We start from the raw sequence: 16,266 nt of genomic DNA, 5'->3' as shown, positions 1-16,266 counted from the left end.
CCACTCTTAACTGTAAAGGGTGGATTTTTTGCCCTATACGGCGTCAATCAATTCTTTAGCGATTAATTCATAGGAATGAATTCGGTCTTGCGGAGAATGTGTGATGGTGACAATCATGATTTCATCGGCCTTGTATTGTTTCTGTAACTCCTTCAGTTTTGTTGAAATCCTATCGGGATCACCGATGATAACCTTTTGCTTTAATACATCGATAACGTCTGGGTTCTGCTCATTCTGAAGGTATTCTTTTGCGTCAAGTATTGCGGGAACACCGTTCTTCCCTCCGCTTTTTTCTTTCTGTAAAGACCAAATAAGTGAGCTTAAAGCAATTTCCTCTGCTTTCTGATTCGTTTCAGCACAAATGCAAGAAACAGTTAAAATTACTTCTGGTTTCTGTCCCTCTTTTCGCGGTTGAAATTGATCTTTATATTGTTGAATGATCGCTAAATCATTCGTTTCACTCATAAACTGTCCGAATGCATAAGGAAGTCCCTTTTTTGCTGCAAGGTCCGCACTTTTTTTACCGGTTCCAAGAAGCCAAGGCTCAGGGGAAATATCAGGCACCGGAGCCGCTGACAAACTAGCATGCTGGTTGTCTGTTACATAATCATCATCTAAAAAGTGTAACAAGTCGGTAACTAAGTTAGGCAAATTCCAAACCTGTTGCAAGTAGTTATCGGATAAAGCATTCGTTGCCTCGGCAGATCCTCCAGGTGCGCGGCCAATACCAATATCGATACGACCTGGAAACAGAGTTGCCAACATATTGTATACCTCAGCAACCTTATATGTCTTGTAATGAGGCAAAAGAACGGCTCCAGATCCGATCCGGATTTCACTCGTGTTTGCCCCAATATAGCTTAACATTACTTCCGGTGCCGAACAGGCAAGGCCTGACAGATCATGATGTTCCGCAATCCAATATCGTTTATACCCCAATCTTTCCCCAGCCTGTGCAAGCTTCATTGATTCAACCAACGCATCTCTAGCTGTTTGTCCCGCGGAAATGGGAGCTTGATCCAAAATGCTTAATTTCATTTTACTTCCTTCTTTCTTCATTCTGAACCTCAAGGAGACTTAATAGATAATCGCCAACTTGACCTTTTTCGTATAAATTCGTAATGGAAGTGGAATAATTGATGATTTTCCCTTTAAATTGCAACTCTCGTTCCGGCACACTTACTTCAAAGGTTTCCTTATATAGTAATGTTGCAACATCATGATACTCCTCACTCGTTACCTTAAATCCAACAGAAATTTTATGTAAGCCCTGTTGATTCTCTTCTTTATACTCATAGACTTGAATCGGTATTTGGTTTAACTGAATTTCATTTACCAAGAAAGATTCCCCCTAATCGTTTATTTTTTCGCTAACAGGTGCCCAGACCCTTCCCCAAAACGTTCGCTTAGACACTTTTTAAACGAAAAAAGGATAAAAGCTAGAGTCTTTTACCCCTTGTGAAAGATTCTTTCTTTTATCCATTAACCACATTATTTCTTTCTTCAATATTCTTTAAACGTTGCTCTACTTCCTCTTCCGTTAATTCATGCTCTTTTACATAACGGTTTCTTGGATGTGTTCTGCATTCATGACTGCAGCCACGCATATAGAAATGCTCATTTTCCTCAGAGGATAGAATTTTTTTATTGCATTCAGGATTCGCGCAGTTGACGTAACGCTCACAAGGTTCACCTGAAAAATGATCTTTCCCGACGATTACATGCTCCACTTGGTTCACTGGAACACTAATTCGGTTATCAAACACATAGCATTGACCATCCCAAAGCTGACCTTTTGCTTCTGGGTCCTTCCCATAAGTGACGATTCCACCGTGAAGCTGGGAGACATCTTCAAATCCTTCCTGTTTTAACCAGCCAGAAAACTTTTCACAACGAATTCCACCAGTGCAATAAGTAAGAATTTTCTTCCCCTCTAAAATTTCTTTATTATTGCGAATCCAATCAGGTAATTCACGGAAGTTGTTGATATCTGGCTTCACAGCACCACGAAAATGACCTAAATCATATTCATAATCATTACGAGCATCGATGACAACCGTATCTTCCTCTTGCATTTTTTCATAAAATTCTTTAGGTTCTAGGTAATTTCCTGTTAATTCTAAAGGATTGACATCATCCTCTAACCTTAAGGTAACAAGCTCCTTACGGGGGCGCACATGCATTTTCTTGAAAGCATGCTGAGTAGACTCATCAATCTTAAAAACCATATCTGCGAATCTCGGATCTTGTTTCATAGCCTGCATATACTGTTCTGTTTGTTCAACCGAACCAGATACAGTACCGTTTATCCCTTCATTCGCTACAAGAATCCGACCCTTTAATCCTAATTCGTTGCAAAAACGCAAATGTTCCGCTGCAAATTCTTCTGGATTTTCAATGTGAACATATTGATAATAGAGTAAAACTTGATATGAAGTATTTTCCATCTTAAACCACCCAATCTAATTTATATGAATTAAAAAAAGACCGTGAACTCTACCGTCCGAGGTCCTGTGATTTTATCACTATTATCGTATTATAAACCTTCTTTTAAACGGTGGTAAAGAAATTTGTTTCTATTGCCTAGCTGAAGATTCCCTTAATCAAAACAATAAACAAAAACTATCTCACGCTAAGTTGAGATAGTTTTTGTTTGATATTTAAGCAAAGAGTAACACGGCTGCACCGACAATAAAACAGTAGATACTAAAATAAATTAAGTTTCCTTTTGCCATAATCCCCATAAACCATTTTAGGGCAAAATAAGAAGCGATGAAAGAAAAAATGAAGGCACCTAGGTAAGGGATAAACAATTGCGCCAAGTTCGGATCATTGGCAATATCGGTTATGCTAAGAAGCGTGCCGCCAACACTTACCGGTATATACAATAGGAAGGAAAAGCGCAAGGCTGTTTCCGGTTTCATCCCTAGACCCATGGATGCAACTATCGTTGCTCCAGAACGGCTAATCCCCGGTATTAATGCAACTGCTTGAGCAAAACCAACGATAATCGAATCTTTTAATGTGATGTCGCCGTCCTGTTTTCTGCCTTTAAGATTGCGAATAAGAAATAGCGCTACTCCGGTGACAATCAAGGTAATTCCGACGATATGCACACCACCTTTTAATGCTTCAGAAATCACATCGTCAAACAATACTCCAATGACACCTGCTGGAATCGTTGCAACCACTAAATAAACGATAAACATAAAATCGGCTTTATATTCTGGGTTCCTTGTCATCACAAAGCCCACCCCATTTTTAGCTAGTCGGATAATATCCTCCTTATAGATGAGTAGGACCGCTAATAATGAGGCTGCATTAACAAGAAGTTCAAAGGACAAACTCCTGGTTTCAATGCCCATAAAATATTGAGCAAGAACAAGATGACCACTTGAAGAAATCGGGATTGGTTCGGTGAACCCTTGTAACAAACCTAAAAATAAGTACTTTAGCAGGATGATTAAATCAAATTCCATACACTTTCTCCTTATATATTAAGATCAAAAACACATCCTGTTTATTTTAGCATATTCCATTCAGATTGCTAGAATTGATTTTTCACTCCCCCATCACAACCAATAAGTGATCGTATCGAGGATGCCGATGAGAATAAAAAGTCCCGCTGCTGCTTTTTGAATGAAATTACCAATTTTTCTACTTTTCTTCATTATTGAACCGTCTAAACCGATATAAGTTATGATGCCTGCAAAAACAAGAACTGGAACGGATGTCCCAATAGCAAATATTGACGGAAGCACTGCACCGTACGAGCTGCTTACAACAAGTGGCATCAGTGAAAAGAAAAATAGAGAAAACATCGTCGGACAAAAAGCGATAGAAAAGCTTACACCTAATAGAAAAGATCCAGCTTTACCGCTCCCCTCCAATTTGGGCAACCGCTTTGTCAGCAAATCAAGCCAGCGAAGCTTGATCATCCCAGCTAACACCAAGCCAATAACAATAAATAAAGGTCCAATAAACTTTCTAAAAACGGAAAAAAACTCAGGGAGGAGATCTTGAAACCCCCGTCCTAATCCCCAAACTGCCAAGCCTAAAGCGGTAAAGACTACAATTTTCCCAAGAACAAAAAAGCCAATTTCAACCCATTGATGCCTTGTTTGGATACTCTTACTTCCGTAAAGAGTAATCGCACCAATGTTTCCAGTTAATTGACACGGTGCCAAAGCGCCGATTAAACCTAAAATCAGGGCTGCCAATATTGGAAACTGTTTCGTTTCATTAACGATATTAAAAAAGGGGCTGCTTAAGACTTGACTGATTTCTGAGAGAAACTGATACATACTAATACCCCCACTATGTGAATAAAGTTATTATACTGTAAAACTATCAAATAAATATGCATTCCTCGGTTTGCTCACATATTTGACAAATTCTCTTATTTTTTAAAACTTAGATTTATTTCTTCATCAATTCTTGATTTTCTCCTACTATCATTAAAAATTAGAAAGGAGCTGAAACCATTGAAAAAACTGATGATTGGTTTGATGAGTATCGCATTTCTTTTAAGTGCTGGTACGTTTGCACTTGCACAAACAGATGAAATTGGAGAAGGTAGTACAAATTTTAAGGAAATGCTTCCATTTATGAAAGAAATGCATCCTGATTTCTCTGATGAGGAACTACAACAAATGTATATCTCTTGCCACGGAAACGGCAACAAGGCTGCACCAGCAGTCCAAACGACGAATAGTTTAAATAAATTTTAAGTATCATATGTGGGATTGGTTCTAGTGACCAATCCTTTTATTATTCTCTTAATCTGAATATAAAGAGCACTCTCTTAAAGAGTGCTCAATGATCCACAGAAATATTTAGTCCTCAATAATAGCGTGCGTGCTATGCTTCGACTCTTTTGGGTCATATAGTTGAACTAAATCCTGGCGAATATAAGTAATAACATCGCTAATTTCTTGTTCATCTAGTTGACGCACTCCATCTTGTCCTTTTAAAGATGGACCCATTCTCGTTTCTTCTCGACCGTATGCAGTGGAAATCCACATTTGTTGAGGGGTCATATTTTCTACAGTAATTGGGTTTCCGATGGCGGCAGCTTTTGTAAGAGTACCGCTCCCAGTCTCCCCATGACATGTAATACAATATAAATTGTAAAGTCTCCTTCCGTTCGAAGCATTGCCTTCAATGACAGATGGGGCTTCAAGTTCCAAAGTGTCTGTTTGCCAATTACGGATGAAAGAGACTAAAGCGTTAATATTGTCTTCTTCGAGAAAGCCAAACTGTGGCATCATCGTTTGTTCTTTACCCTCATTAATAATTTTAAAAATGTCTTTATTTGAAAAGGTGCTTAAAAAATGTTGATTATTTAAAGCTGTCCCGATTTGAGCACCTTCCCCTTTTCCATTTTCACCATGGCAATCAACACAGTATTCCGAATAGATTCTTTCCCCTTTTACAATAAGGTTCGTTTCTGCCTGAGGCTTGAAATCAGGAGAAGGACTCAACAACACAATTATTACAACCGAGATAAATACACCAAGAGCTATCAGCCATTTTTTCATTGTTATCCCCTATTCTGGTATTGGAGTAGGAGTTGGAATTCCATAACTTTCATACTTCTTTGTAATTAACCGATTGACTTCTTTCAAATCTTTTCCACTATTATTAATATCAATCGCCTCCCGGGCGATTTCTACACAAATGTCTCAGGCTATACCATGTGGATCCCATTCTGTTACAACATTATCAGGCCCTACCTCTTTAATAAAACAACTTAGATTGCTAGTATGACCAGCAGACTCATAGCAGTTACAGTAACAAGGAACAGAAGCCAATACATCTTGATGATTCGCTGCCATTACATAAGTCTCCTGAACGATTGGTGATGAATTAAGTACATAGTCCGGCATGGAACTATGCTTTGCGTCAAGCGTTTCTTCCGCCTGACTTGAACTGCAACCTGATGCAACTCCCAGCGAGAACATCCCCATCATCAATAAAAGAACTAGACGTTTCACCCTTGTCCCTCCTTTCTATTCTCTTATTTGCAGATGAATAATTAAGTACATTTAAACTTTAATAGAAAAGTGTGCAGAAATTAAGCAGAAAAAGTGTATAAACAATAACATTGGAATTCTCATCATAGTTTGTCACTGATTCTTTAAATCTCAACCTGAAGTAACAATTAAAAGCTGCTACACTTTCTTGTGCAGCAGCTTCTTAGAATTTATTTCCTATCTATCTTACTTATCGTTAGTGGCCGGCATGTCCACCTCCACCCTCTGAAACAATTTCAAGCATTTGGTCTATCATTCCTTGAGTTTCCATGGTTATAGACTCTCCTGAACCAATGATGTAAGCATGGTTATATGGACCCACTGTAGGATCATCGATGAAGGTTGGTTGTCGGTCGGCCAAGAATACATGCGTTTCGTTTGCCAATTCACCATTTTCAAGCCAGATGAGAGGTGCATGCTTACCTAGATGCGCAAACGGTGCTGCAGTAATCGCATATTCAGGCTTTTCTGTTGAGGTGAATACTAACCCAATACCTGGTTCATTCACTCCCCAACCAAACCCAGTTTGTTCATCTTTAAACTTTGCAAAAGCAATCGATGTCTCAACAGCTGTATTTCCTTCAATTCGAGTCACTGTTCCAAATTCCTTCAAGCTGTCTTCAATTTCACTGGAAATAGCTTCTTCTGGTCCGAGAATATAAAGGTTTGCCTTATTGTTACGCTTATTTATTGCTTCTCTTGTTGCTTCTGGGATTCCGTCCTTTGTGATATATAAGATTGGTTCCGACATATGCGAAATCCAGTTAGCAGCAATCAGCGAGTAGAGCTTTGCCTCTTCTTCTGCAGATACAATGATGATACTGTTTGGCAACTCTCCAGCTGCTTCTGCATACACTTCATCAATCTTCGCTGCAAACTCAGCTGGGTCAGAGCCTTTTACCTGCTGAACAGAATAATCCTTCAGCTGGTCAACTATTTTTTGATTTGGCTCACCCATAAGCATTACTTCAGTTCCGTCGCTTCCTCCAAGTGGAGCTAAACGTTCAATTTCCTTAACAGTCTCATCAGAGATTTGATCCTGGTCGTAAAACAAAACAGGACCATTTGTTGGATGATGAATCATATCAGCGGAAGCCAAAGCAATCTGCCAATTGTCTGTAGGAACAAGAATCACCGTTTTCGGTTTGTTTTCTTCAATGGTTGCTGGCCAAATAGTTCTTGAAGTCATAATGGCTGCATCGACAATATTTTCTACATTCAGCCGAGTGACATTCTTTGTGCTGTAAACCTCGTCATCAGCTTGATTTTCATCTTTAGAAGCTGATTCTTCAGTTTTTTCAACTTTATTTTCATCAGCTGTCTCCTTCTCTTCTTCATCCTGGTTACAAGCAGCTAACCCCAGGGATAATAGAACAATTAATAATATGTACCAACCTTTTTTCATTATTGATTCTCCTTTTCACTAATTGATTCTATTAAAAGATACAATATAAAGATGCAAAAAGAATGCAGACTCTACATCTTTTCAAACATAAGTTTTCATATTTTTAATTGCCTTATGTAAAAAAACTTACTAGATTATCCAGTAAGTTTTTTTACTTAATTATTTGTTTTTTTAAATAATAACCAGATAATAGCCACAATTATCCCGATAAGGAAAGTGAACAAAAAAGTTTGACTAAACAAATAGGATAGATGATGAAACATCCTATGCTTTCCCATCATCATACCCATTGATGCAGGGGGAAACCAAATCACCCGAAGCACAACTAGTAGAAATGACAACCCAAGTGCAGAAGAGAAAATCAAGACCATTAGTGGGAGATACTTCTTCATATATTTTCACCTTATTCTATTTTATATCCGATACCCCAGACCGTTTGAACAAAGGATTTATCTACTCCAGCTACTTTCAATTTATCTCGTAAATTTCTAATATGAGAATCAACCGTCCGATCTTCCCCCATAAACTCAATTCCCCAGACAAGGTCAACTAGCTGTTCTCTCGATAAAGCTTTCCCCTTGTGTTTAATCATAGCTTCGAGAAGATCAAACTCGGTTTGAGTCAGATTCAGCTTTTTATTAGCAAAGGATACATCCCTTGCTGATAGATTTAACCTTACCCCTTTATAAATTAATACTTCAGCTTCCATATGGTTTGACTTAGATCTTCGCAATAAGGCTTGAACTCTTGCCATCAACTCCGCTTCTTCAAACGGTTTTACTAAATAATCATCTGCACCACGTGTTAGCCCGGTTACTTTGTCCTCAACAGCCCCTTTTGCTGTTAGCATCATAATTGGAATATCCGATATTTGTCGGACCTGTTCGATTGTTTGCCACCCATCCATTATCGGCATCATCACATCGAGAATCATTAAATCGAAATCGCTTCTTACAATAAGATCAAATGCTTCCTTACCGTTTTCCGCTTCTTCAACCAAATAATTTTCCTGCTGTAAATATAACCTTAGCAGCTGCCTCATTTGAAATTCATCATCCACAACCAAGATTTTTTTCATCGCTAGTCTCCATTTACTTATGAATTTGGCTTAGCTTTAACATAACCATTAATTTAGGTGAATCGTAAAAGTAGATCCCTTATCTTCTGTACTTTCCACTCTAATATCGCCATTATGAGATTGGATAATATTCTTAACGACATACAGCCCCAGTCCACTACCACCCGTTTTCCTCGTTCGGGATTTGTCGACACGATAAAAACGTTCCCAAATACTTGAGAGATGGTTTGTAGGAATACCAATTCCTGTATCCTCCACTTCAATCACTATTAATTCATTTTTTTGATAAGTTTTAACAGTAACCTTGCCCTCATTTGTATACTTGATGGCATTCTCTACCAAATTATAAATCGCTTGTTCCATCCTTTGACTATCAATAGAGATGTATGTAACTTCAGATAGAGATGCCGTTAGGATTAATCCTTTTTCATCAGCCTCAGGTTTCAGGTTCGATACAACTTTTTTAATAATCGGATTGATACTCGCAAGCTCTTTATTTAACTCAAATTTACCAACTTCGAACTTACTCATGTCAAATAAATCATTGACTAGAAAAGTAATCCGGTTCGCTTCTTTATTGATGATTTTTAAATATTCCACTTGTTCTTCTTGTTTCTTCACTATTCCTTTATTTAAAATATCACTGTAACCTTTTATATAAGTCAATGGTGTCCGAAGTTCATGAGAAACTGTAGCGAGAAATTCATTTCGACTATCCTCAAAATCTTGAAGCTGTTCTCCTAACGATTGAATCGATTCTCCCAATTGAGCAACTTCATCATCCCCACTGACTGGAATCCGTTGTTTATATTTGCCTAATGCCATTTTATTGGTTGCTTCCTTCATAGTAATGAGTGGTTGCGTTAGCATCCTTGACATAAATCCAATCAACCCTAATGCCAAAAGGACAACACCCAGTCCAGTCACGATCAGAACAATATTCATGACAAACACAATCTCCCTAAGAATACTAGTTGGATAATACATATAAACATATCCTTCATGATTGCCAATTGGCGAAACTGAAATAAGATAATCGTGCTCACGCCAATCCTCTTCAAGCAGCCCTCCAGAATGTTTTTGACCGACTGGCAGCATATGATCATTCATATCCTTGTCTGGCTCTATGGAAGAATCGAGAACCTTTTGCTCAGAATCTGCAATCAATACGTTTGTCGTTACATCCGTTTCCATTTTCACGACATGTGAAATCGTTTCATGGTGAAAATGTTGGCCTAAGACATTCGCATGATTATTGGCTCTAACCACTAGATCCTGCTTAATATAATCAATAAACAAATGGGTGAACGCACCATATAAAATCGAGCCTAAAATGAAAAATAACGCAATAAAAATTCCACTGAACAAAATACCTAGTTTTACTGAAATGCTATTTATTTTTAACTTTCGCTTCATTGTAATGCTCCTAAGGAGTTAGTTGTAAAAGACTATAGGTTTATCATAGACGAAAATTATTGAGATTGTATGGAGAAATTATGAAAATATCTAGATTTGCATTTATAGTTATAGGAAGTAGTTGATTTTATCCAGTTGAATGAAGCGAAGTCAACAGCCACGTTTTACACAGTATAAAAAAAATGGACCCGATAAGACTCGGATCCATAATTTTAATGGTTTTTTTCTTCCATATAAGGCGTTGTATCTGGCTGAAAGGTGGTAGTATAGATACCATATCCACCGATGACAAGGAGCAAATAAACAATACCAGCAATCGTCCACTTTTTTATCATCATAAGACTCCTTTACAATTTAACTTTCTGTAGTCGTAGTGCATTCAACACAACGGATACAGAACTAAATGCCATCGCTGCACCCGCGAGCCAAGGAGCAAGGAAACCTACTGCTGCAATTGGTATACCAAGTGAGTTATAAGCTAACGCCCAGAAGAGATTTTGTTTAATATTTTTTATCGTTTTTTTGCTCATAAAGATTGCGTCAGCGATACTGTTTAAGTCCCCACGAATGAGAGTGATATCGGCAGCCTCCATCGCAACATCGGTTCCTGTTCCAATCGCCATGCCGATATCAGCAACAGCAAGTGCTGGGGCATCATTGATTCCGTCGCCAACCATCGCGACTTTCTTGCCTTCGGCTTGTAGTTTCTTCACTTCATCCGCTTTCCCTTCAGGAAGAACTTCAGCAATGACATGATCAATACCGACTTGCGCTGCAATTGATTTAGCCGTTTGTTGATTGTCACCGGTAATCATGATGACATCAAGTCCCATATCTTTTAAACGTTTAACAGCTGCTTTTGAAGTTTCTTTGATTGTATCAGCTACCGCAACCATTCCAGCAAATTTCCCATCCACTGCAACAAGCATCGCTGTTTTTCCCTCGCGTTCTAGTGTATCCATTTTTTCAAGGGAATCAGAAATGCTAATTTCATATTTGTTCATTAATTTTCGTGTTCCAACTAACAGATCCTTACCTTCTACCGTAGCTTTAATACCGAATCCTGGAATCGCTTCAAATGACTGAACATCTTTTAATTCTATTCCCTGTTCTTTAATCCCAGCAACAATTGCTTCAGCTAAAGGGTGTTCTGATTGTTTTTCTGCAGAGCCAACAAGAGAAAGAAACTCAGCTTCTACGAATGAATCAGTTGGAAATACATCCGTCAAAACAGGTTTTCCATTTGTCACTGTTCCGGTTTTGTCTAAGATAACGGAGTTAATACGGTGAGTCATCTCTAGATGCTCGCCGCCTTTAAACAAAATTCCAAACTCTGCGGCGCGCCCAGAACCTGCCATAATCGATGTTGGCGTTGCAAGTCCGAGCGCACACGGACAAGCAATAACAAGGACAGCAATCATTTTTTCCAATGCCTCGGCGAAATCTCCTGGAACAACCATAAAATACCAGATTAAAAATGTGATTAAAGCGATACCAACTACAATCGGGACGAAAATACCTGATATTTGGTCCGCTAACCGTTGAATGGGAGCCTTCGATCCTTGTGCCTCTTCCACAACTTTAATGATTTGAGCAAGAGCTGTATCTTTGCCGACCTTCGTTGCTTTAATTTTTATGAATCCATTTTTGTTTATTGTTGATCCAATGACCTCATCATCAAATTTTTTATCAACAGGGACACTTTCTCCTGTCAACATGGATTCATCAATAGCGGATTGCCCTTCGACGATGATACCGTCCACCGGAATTTTTTCACCAGGCTTTACATGAATAATATCGCCAACAATAACCTCATCTAAAGAAACCTCTTGTTCGAGCCCATCCCTTTCAATGACTGCTGTTTTTGCTTGAAGGCCCATTAATTTTTTAATCGCCTCAGACGAACGACCTTTTGCTCTTGCTTCGAACAACTTACCAAGAATAATTAATGTAATTAATACAGCACTTGTTTCATAATAAAGCTCAACTGTATGAGCATTGCCCCCGATGGATGCAAACGATAAATAGAGACTATAAAAATACGCAGCCGATGTCCCAAGAGCAACTAAAACATCCATATTTGCACTTTTGTTTTTCAAAGCTTTATAGGCACCAACATAGAACTGCTTACCAATAACGAATTGAACAGGTGTCGCCAAGGCGAACTGAACCCATGGATTCATGAACATGTCAGGTACATAAATAAAAGCAGTAAACGAGAAGTGCCCAACCATAGCCCAGAGCAACGGCAAGGAAAGGATGGCAGAAAAGATGAACTTACCAGTCTGTCTTTCGACTTCCTGCTGTCGATGGTCAGCGGCTTCTTGTTTACTTTCATCTTGCTTTAAATGAGCCCCATAGCCTAATGCCTCTACTTTTTTAATAATGTCGGTTTTTGAGATAATCGAAGGATTATATTCCACAGTTGCCCTTTCTAACGCTAGATTGACGTTCGCGCTTGAAATTCCCTCAAGCTTATTTAGTCCTTTCTCAACTCTAGTCGAACAGGCAGCACAAGTCATGCCCGAAATATCAAACTCTGATTTTTCGGTAACCACTTCGTATCCCAGGTCCCTTACCTTGTTCTCAAGAGCCGAAACATTGGTCACCGCAGGGTCAAATTTTATGGAAGATCTTTCTAGAGCTAAGTTGACATTCGCCTCTTCAACCCCATCGAGTTTCTTTAAACCTTTTTCTATTCTTACCGCACAAGCTGCACAAGTCATTCCTGAAATTTGCAAGGTGGTTTCTTTAACACTTTGACTCATAAACTCATCTCCCCATACCTATATAGGGTATATATTTTTGTAAAAATGAACGTGCTAAAAATTAGCACGCATTTTGTTTCAATTAAGCAACATCATATCCTTGATCATCAATCGTTTCTTTAATTTTATCAAGTGTAACGGTTTCGTTGTTGTACTCAACATCAACTGTTGAGGCATCAAGGTTTACTTTTACACTATTTACACCCTCAAGAGCTCCAACGCTACCTTCCACTGCCTTAACACAATGTCCACATGACATACCAGTTACGTTTAATGTTACTTTTTCCACTATAATACCCCTCTCAAACCTTTATTTTTTCATTAATTTTTGAATGGTTACAAGCAGTTCATCAACAACTTCATCGTCACCCTCCTGAATTCGTTCGACCACACAGCTTTTCATATGGCCCTCCAAGAGAATCTTTGCTACACTGTTGAGTGCTGCTTGAGTTGCGGAAATCTGTGTAATGACATCATCACAATAAGTATCCTTTTCAATCATCCCTTTTATTCCCCGAATTTGGCCTTCAATGCGATTAAGCCTTGTAACCATATTGCTCTTTAGCTTATCTGAATGATGACTTTTACGATCTGAACAGCCGCCTTCACAGGTTTGTGGAACAATTTTAGGGTCAATGATTTCCATTACACCACCTCCTCGATAGCTACATGTTACTATACCCCTCTATAGTATGTAAAGTGCTTTGATTTGTTATTCATAAATTGTTCACATTAGCAGTTTCTTGTATTTTCTTTTCCGATTGCGCAAACAAAGCTGCTGATTTATCAGCAGCTTTGGTATTACATTTTTTGAAAGTTATTGCTGTTCGAAGATCCACCTGTACCATGCATCGTTTTATAGTGTTCAATCACTTCTTTATTCGTTAGTTCAGGGTGCATTTTCTGAATATGCTTTTTCATCTGCCCAAAGTTCATTGTTGAATGATCCATTTCACCCCCGCATTTTAATTCAGTTTGTACCGGCTGAGTCTCATGAGTTTCACTTGCAGATACAAGACCCGCACCCCCACCTACTAATAAAGCTGCTGTTAAAATGACTGTTCCAAAGGTCTTTTTCATTTTGTTCTTCTCCTTTTAGAGGAATTTTGTTCTTGTCCTTAACCTTAAAAGGAAATCATGAAGAAAGTATGGAGAGAGAGCATGAACAAATAGGACCTTAAACCTCTTTCATTTATTTGTCACATTTCATCAGGGTATTAAGAATGATTAAATACCTTTTGAAATAAACATAAGCCATGAAAGGATGGATGTTTACTTATGATTCTAAAATCAATTGATTTAAGCCTCATGGCAGAACATTTAATGATTCACAAAGGAGTTTTAGCACGGCTCGAATCTGCCTTTTGTAGTGTTCACAGCAATGAATTAAAGCAAATTATTTATGAGCAAATTGTTATCATGCGCAATCATGTAAAGGTCATGCTTCTTTTGATGGACCCAAACCAAAATGAACTTGTGACTGTTGCTGCACTTAACGAGTTAGACCCAGTATCCATCAAGTGCCAAGATCAAAATGCACACCCAAAAGAAAAGAATGTTGCTATAGAGTTAAAAAACACAGCCAAAACAATGGCAAACGATAATTTTAATTCGGCACTACGAATGAAAGCACAAAATGTTCGCGACATCCATATAAACATGGCCTTGCAACAAGCCTCTTTACAGCGTCGTTACCATCATTTCCTTGAACAAAACATGAAAGAGGTTTCACCCGAAAGCTCCATACAAGAGCAAGTAAACACCATGAATTCAATAAAAAATATGTTTAAAACCGGATGAAAAGAAGGCGAAAAAATCTAGCAGAAAGGCAACTGCTAGATTTTCTTTATTACTTTTATATTTTTTAACAGGAAGCCCCATAAAATTATTCCTTTCTTCTCTTCCGTTTTGTTACTGTGAAATAACTAATAACAGCAGCAATTCCAATCAATGCCGTCCATATTTGATATTTTGTTTCCATGTTTAGGACAGAATGAACAGAATATGCTTCAATCCATAACGCAGGGATTTTCCCTACAGTACTTGCAACAGCAAAATGGATTAGTTTCATTTTACTCATAGAAGCTGCAAGGGTTACAAGTCCTGATGGAATGAATGGGAAAACCCTTAATCCAATCACTAGAAGTACTGCTCCTACTCCTTTTGTTTCCTTCAGCCTTTCCAATAAACGATTGTCTCGCTTATTCTCCCATTTGCGCTCTATTGCTTTGAAGCCCTTTCGATATAAATAGAAACTTACGACTGCTCCCAAGGCTTCTCCTATTATCGAGACAATTAAGCCATTAAAAAATCCAAAGTACAGTATATTACCGGCTGTAATAAATGCACTTGGGAGTATTCCCGCGATGGCAATAAATATATTGATTAACAAACTAATAATGATGGCAAGTAGACTATTATTAGGTAGAAATTGTTCCACTTTATGCTCCTAAACTTGACTTAGAAAAGAAATTTTATATTAAGTTGTGCATCAGTCCACAAGGACGAAGATTAAAGAATTGGTTCCCTTTAGGACAGTAAAAAGGGGGCTAAACCCACATAATACTCATGCTATCAGGTTTACTAACGATTTCAAGCTAAAGTTCACCTAAGATTAGATCTTTATGAACTCATTTCGCTACAATAGCGAACTTTTTGCAAATTGCCTTGTTGAAAAAGGTGTTTGAGAGAATAAACCCATTAAGAAACCTGCCATCTTACCGTTGGCAGGTTTCTTGTTTATTGCAAATGCTTAGGCGGAACATTTTCATTATGTGCTTTACGGTCGACTTCGGTAAATAAATTTTGACTTTCATTTGATTGCGATTGTTGCTTAGGGTGGATTGTAGGTAATAATAGTAAATCTTTTATTTGTTGAATATCTTGTTGCAAGGCCTGAAATTGTTTATTCGTTATAGGCTGTGCTTCTTGTTTCAAGGTAAAACCAACCTGCCCATTCGGTTCTAATGTAGCCCATTCCACATCACTTATTCTTGTCACATTTTTCTGTCTTAAATTCATTTCTAATTGGTCGACAGTAAACCTTAGCTTCTTAAGGTTTTTTTCATTCAATTCCCCGTTTTCGATTAATATTTTTGACTTACCTGTAATCAATTTCTCTACCCCATCCGATTTCACTTGAATAAACTCCATTACAAAAAGGGTAACAACTAAGACACCCCCTACCACAAGTGTCGACCAGATTCCTCTCCCCGCTATTGGTTGAATTAATAAAGATCCAATCCCAATCATAATTACAGTTTGCGCTAGGGTCATCTGAGAAATTGATTTTCTCCCAGCGATACGTAAAAGCATTGTACCACCTATTACAATGATGACCGCCTTCCAAATCAAATCCAAATCCATTTAAGCGACCTCGTTTCTTTTAAGGATAGCATTTCAAATAACTGGCTCTGTTAAACAAGGATGTTGATATGCGCTCCAATCAACGGTTAGCAAAATCAACACTGCCCTTTAACAGAGCTAATAAATTAATTAAGAACGATAAATTCTATCTTTAAACCCGTTTGTATTCTTTCCAAAAAAGCTCAAAATATTAGGATT

20 protein-coding genes are annotated in these 16,266 nt (G+C 38.1%); 2 read left to right on the top strand and 18 right to left on the bottom strand.

Features of this window, described 5'->3' with window-relative positions; genetic code table 11:
- Positions 1 to 33: 33 nt before the first annotated feature.
- The 5 genes from BMX30_RS01055 to BMX30_RS01035 form a co-directional block, all read right to left on the bottom strand.
- Positions 34 to 1,038, bottom strand: a complete 1,005-nt coding sequence (locus BMX30_RS01055; RefSeq protein ID WP_090740859.1) for an LLM class flavin-dependent oxidoreductase — start codon at positions 1,036 to 1,038, stop codon at positions 34 to 36.
- Between the two features lies 1 nt (position 1,039).
- Entirely contained in the window at positions 1,040 to 1,339 is a 300-nt protein-coding gene (locus tag BMX30_RS01050; protein ID WP_090740342.1) for a DUF3219 family protein, read from the bottom strand.
- Positions 1,340 to 1,475: 136 nt separating this feature from the next.
- The gene (trhO, locus tag BMX30_RS01045; protein WP_090740340.1) at positions 1,476 to 2,447 is read right to left on the bottom strand and encodes an oxygen-dependent tRNA uridine(34) hydroxylase TrhO; all 972 of its coding nucleotides are present in this window, start codon (positions 2,445 to 2,447) and stop codon (positions 1,476 to 1,478) included.
- A 213-nt stretch (positions 2,448 to 2,660) separates the two neighbouring features.
- Positions 2,661 to 3,479 carry an undecaprenyl-diphosphate phosphatase gene (locus tag BMX30_RS01040; protein ID WP_090740338.1) on the bottom strand — a complete coding sequence of 273 codons (819 nt, stop codon included), beginning with the start codon at positions 3,477 to 3,479 and terminating at the stop codon, positions 2,661 to 2,663.
- Positions 3,480 to 3,572: 93 nt separating this feature from the next.
- Positions 3,573 to 4,304 carry an urease accessory protein UreH domain-containing protein gene (locus tag BMX30_RS01035; protein WP_090740336.1) on the bottom strand — a complete coding sequence of 244 codons (732 nt, stop codon included), beginning with the start codon at positions 4,302 to 4,304 and terminating at the stop codon, positions 3,573 to 3,575.
- Between the two features lie 180 nt (positions 4,305 to 4,484).
- Here BMX30_RS01035 and BMX30_RS01030 point away from each other — a divergent pair, with 180 nt between their 5' ends.
- Positions 4,485 to 4,730, top strand: a complete 246-nt coding sequence (locus BMX30_RS01030) for a CUE domain-containing protein (RefSeq protein WP_090740334.1) — start codon at positions 4,485 to 4,487, stop codon at positions 4,728 to 4,730.
- A 105-nt stretch (positions 4,731 to 4,835) separates the two neighbouring features.
- On the opposite strand, the gene BMX30_RS01025 is transcribed toward BMX30_RS01030, so the two are convergent.
- The 11 genes from BMX30_RS01025 to BMX30_RS00975 all read right to left on the bottom strand — a co-directional run bounded on the left by BMX30_RS01025 (position 4,836) and on the right by BMX30_RS00975 (position 13,782).
- Positions 4,836 to 5,540: a c-type cytochrome gene (locus tag BMX30_RS01025; protein ID WP_090740333.1), complete on the bottom strand. Its 705-nt coding sequence runs from the start codon at positions 5,538 to 5,540 to the stop codon at positions 4,836 to 4,838.
- Positions 5,541 to 5,549: 9 nt separating this feature from the next.
- A complete protein-coding gene (locus BMX30_RS23840; RefSeq protein ID WP_425283726.1) occupies positions 5,550 to 5,996 on the bottom strand; it encodes a PCYCGC motif-containing (lipo)protein in 447 nt (148 codons plus the stop codon).
- A 235-nt stretch (positions 5,997 to 6,231) separates the two neighbouring features.
- On the bottom strand, positions 6,232 to 7,440 hold the full coding sequence (locus BMX30_RS01010) for a cell wall-binding repeat-containing protein (RefSeq protein ID WP_090740329.1): 1,209 nt from the start codon (positions 7,438 to 7,440) through the stop codon (positions 6,232 to 6,234).
- 155 nt (positions 7,441 to 7,595) lie between these two features.
- Positions 7,596 to 7,832: a hypothetical protein gene (locus tag BMX30_RS01005; protein WP_090740327.1), complete on the bottom strand. Its 237-nt coding sequence runs from the start codon at positions 7,830 to 7,832 to the stop codon at positions 7,596 to 7,598.
- A gap of 11 nt (positions 7,833 to 7,843) precedes the next feature.
- The gene (locus BMX30_RS01000; protein ID WP_090740325.1) at positions 7,844 to 8,518 is read right to left on the bottom strand and encodes a response regulator transcription factor; all 675 of its coding nucleotides are present in this window, start codon (positions 8,516 to 8,518) and stop codon (positions 7,844 to 7,846) included.
- A gap of 48 nt (positions 8,519 to 8,566) precedes the next feature.
- On the bottom strand, positions 8,567 to 9,934 hold the full coding sequence (locus BMX30_RS00995; RefSeq protein ID WP_090740323.1) for a sensor histidine kinase: 1,368 nt from the start codon (positions 9,932 to 9,934) through the stop codon (positions 8,567 to 8,569).
- A gap of 212 nt (positions 9,935 to 10,146) precedes the next feature.
- Positions 10,147 to 10,269, bottom strand: a complete 123-nt coding sequence (locus BMX30_RS24040; protein WP_280139918.1) for a hypothetical protein — start codon at positions 10,267 to 10,269, stop codon at positions 10,147 to 10,149.
- A 12-nt stretch (positions 10,270 to 10,281) separates the two neighbouring features.
- The gene (locus BMX30_RS00990) at positions 10,282 to 12,702 is read right to left on the bottom strand and encodes a heavy metal translocating P-type ATPase (RefSeq protein WP_090740321.1); all 2,421 of its coding nucleotides are present in this window, start codon (positions 12,700 to 12,702) and stop codon (positions 10,282 to 10,284) included.
- Positions 12,703 to 12,784: 82 nt separating this feature from the next.
- A complete protein-coding gene (gene copZ, locus BMX30_RS00985) occupies positions 12,785 to 12,991 on the bottom strand; it encodes a copper chaperone CopZ (protein ID WP_090740319.1) in 207 nt (68 codons plus the stop codon).
- A gap of 21 nt (positions 12,992 to 13,012) precedes the next feature.
- Positions 13,013 to 13,348, bottom strand: a complete 336-nt coding sequence (locus BMX30_RS00980) for a metal-sensitive transcriptional regulator (protein ID WP_090740317.1) — start codon at positions 13,346 to 13,348, stop codon at positions 13,013 to 13,015.
- 155 nt (positions 13,349 to 13,503) lie between these two features.
- Positions 13,504 to 13,782 (bottom strand): hypothetical protein, encoded by a 279-nt coding sequence (locus BMX30_RS00975; RefSeq protein WP_090740315.1) that lies wholly within the window; start codon positions 13,780 to 13,782, stop codon positions 13,504 to 13,506.
- Between the two features lie 198 nt (positions 13,783 to 13,980).
- Between BMX30_RS00975 and BMX30_RS00970 the strand changes: the two genes are divergently transcribed.
- Complete coding sequence (locus tag BMX30_RS00970; RefSeq protein WP_090740313.1) at positions 13,981 to 14,502, top strand: hypothetical protein; 522 nt, start codon at positions 13,981 to 13,983, stop codon at positions 14,500 to 14,502.
- Between the two features lie 85 nt (positions 14,503 to 14,587).
- On the opposite strand, the gene BMX30_RS00965 is transcribed toward BMX30_RS00970, so the two are convergent.
- Both BMX30_RS00965 and BMX30_RS00960 read right to left on the bottom strand, forming a co-directional pair.
- On the bottom strand, positions 14,588 to 15,142 hold the full coding sequence (locus BMX30_RS00965) for a TVP38/TMEM64 family protein (protein ID WP_090740311.1): 555 nt from the start codon (positions 15,140 to 15,142) through the stop codon (positions 14,588 to 14,590).
- A 299-nt stretch (positions 15,143 to 15,441) separates the two neighbouring features.
- The gene (locus tag BMX30_RS00960) at positions 15,442 to 16,068 is read right to left on the bottom strand and encodes a DUF421 domain-containing protein (RefSeq protein ID WP_090740309.1); all 627 of its coding nucleotides are present in this window, start codon (positions 16,066 to 16,068) and stop codon (positions 15,442 to 15,444) included.
- Between the last annotated feature and the right edge of the window lie 198 nt (positions 16,069 to 16,266).

It is taken from the genome of Mesobacillus persicus (genome assembly GCF_900109925.1).
Lineage (GTDB): Bacteria > Bacillota > Bacilli > Bacillales > Cytobacillaceae > Mesobacillus_B > Mesobacillus_B persicus.
This window is presented reverse-complemented; position numbering and strand designations above follow the sequence as displayed.

Excerpts from the sequence above, each read along its gene's own strand:
- BMX30_RS01055 (WP_090740859.1), bottom strand. The coding sequence starts at position 1,038 with ATGAAATTAAGCATTTTGGATCAAGCTCCCATTTCCGCGGGACAAACA.
- trhO (WP_090740340.1), bottom strand. The coding sequence starts at position 2,447 with ATGGAAAATACTTCATATCAAGTTTTACTCTATTATCAATATGTTCAC.
- BMX30_RS01040 (WP_090740338.1), bottom strand. The coding sequence starts at position 3,479 with ATGGAATTTGATTTAATCATCCTGCTAAAGTACTTATTTTTAGGTTTG.
- BMX30_RS01035 (WP_090740336.1), bottom strand. The coding sequence starts at position 4,304 with ATGTATCAGTTTCTCTCAGAAATCAGTCAAGTCTTAAGCAGCCCCTTT.
- BMX30_RS01025 (WP_090740333.1), bottom strand. The coding sequence starts at position 5,540 with ATGAAAAAATGGCTGATAGCTCTTGGTGTATTTATCTCGGTTGTAATA.
- BMX30_RS01010 (WP_090740329.1), bottom strand. The coding sequence starts at position 7,440 with ATGAAAAAAGGTTGGTACATATTATTAATTGTTCTATTATCCCTGGGG.
- BMX30_RS01005 (WP_090740327.1), bottom strand. The coding sequence starts at position 7,832 with ATGAAGAAGTATCTCCCACTAATGGTCTTGATTTTCTCTTCTGCACTT.
- BMX30_RS01000 (WP_090740325.1), bottom strand. The coding sequence starts at position 8,518 with ATGAAAAAAATCTTGGTTGTGGATGATGAATTTCAAATGAGGCAGCTG.
- BMX30_RS00995 (WP_090740323.1), bottom strand. The coding sequence starts at position 9,934 with ATGAAGCGAAAGTTAAAAATAAATAGCATTTCAGTAAAACTAGGTATT.
- BMX30_RS24040 (WP_280139918.1), bottom strand. The coding sequence starts at position 10,269 with ATGATAAAAAAGTGGACGATTGCTGGTATTGTTTATTTGCTCCTTGTC.
- BMX30_RS00990 (WP_090740321.1), bottom strand. The coding sequence starts at position 12,702 with ATGAGTCAAAGTGTTAAAGAAACCACCTTGCAAATTTCAGGAATGACT.
- BMX30_RS00980 (WP_090740317.1), bottom strand. The coding sequence starts at position 13,348 with ATGGAAATCATTGACCCTAAAATTGTTCCACAAACCTGTGAAGGCGGC.
- BMX30_RS00975 (WP_090740315.1), bottom strand. The coding sequence starts at position 13,782 with ATGAAAAAGACCTTTGGAACAGTCATTTTAACAGCAGCTTTATTAGTA.
- BMX30_RS00970 (WP_090740313.1), top strand. The coding sequence starts at position 13,981 with ATGATTCTAAAATCAATTGATTTAAGCCTCATGGCAGAACATTTAATG.
- BMX30_RS00960 (WP_090740309.1), bottom strand. The coding sequence starts at position 16,068 with ATGGATTTGGATTTGATTTGGAAGGCGGTCATCATTGTAATAGGTGGT.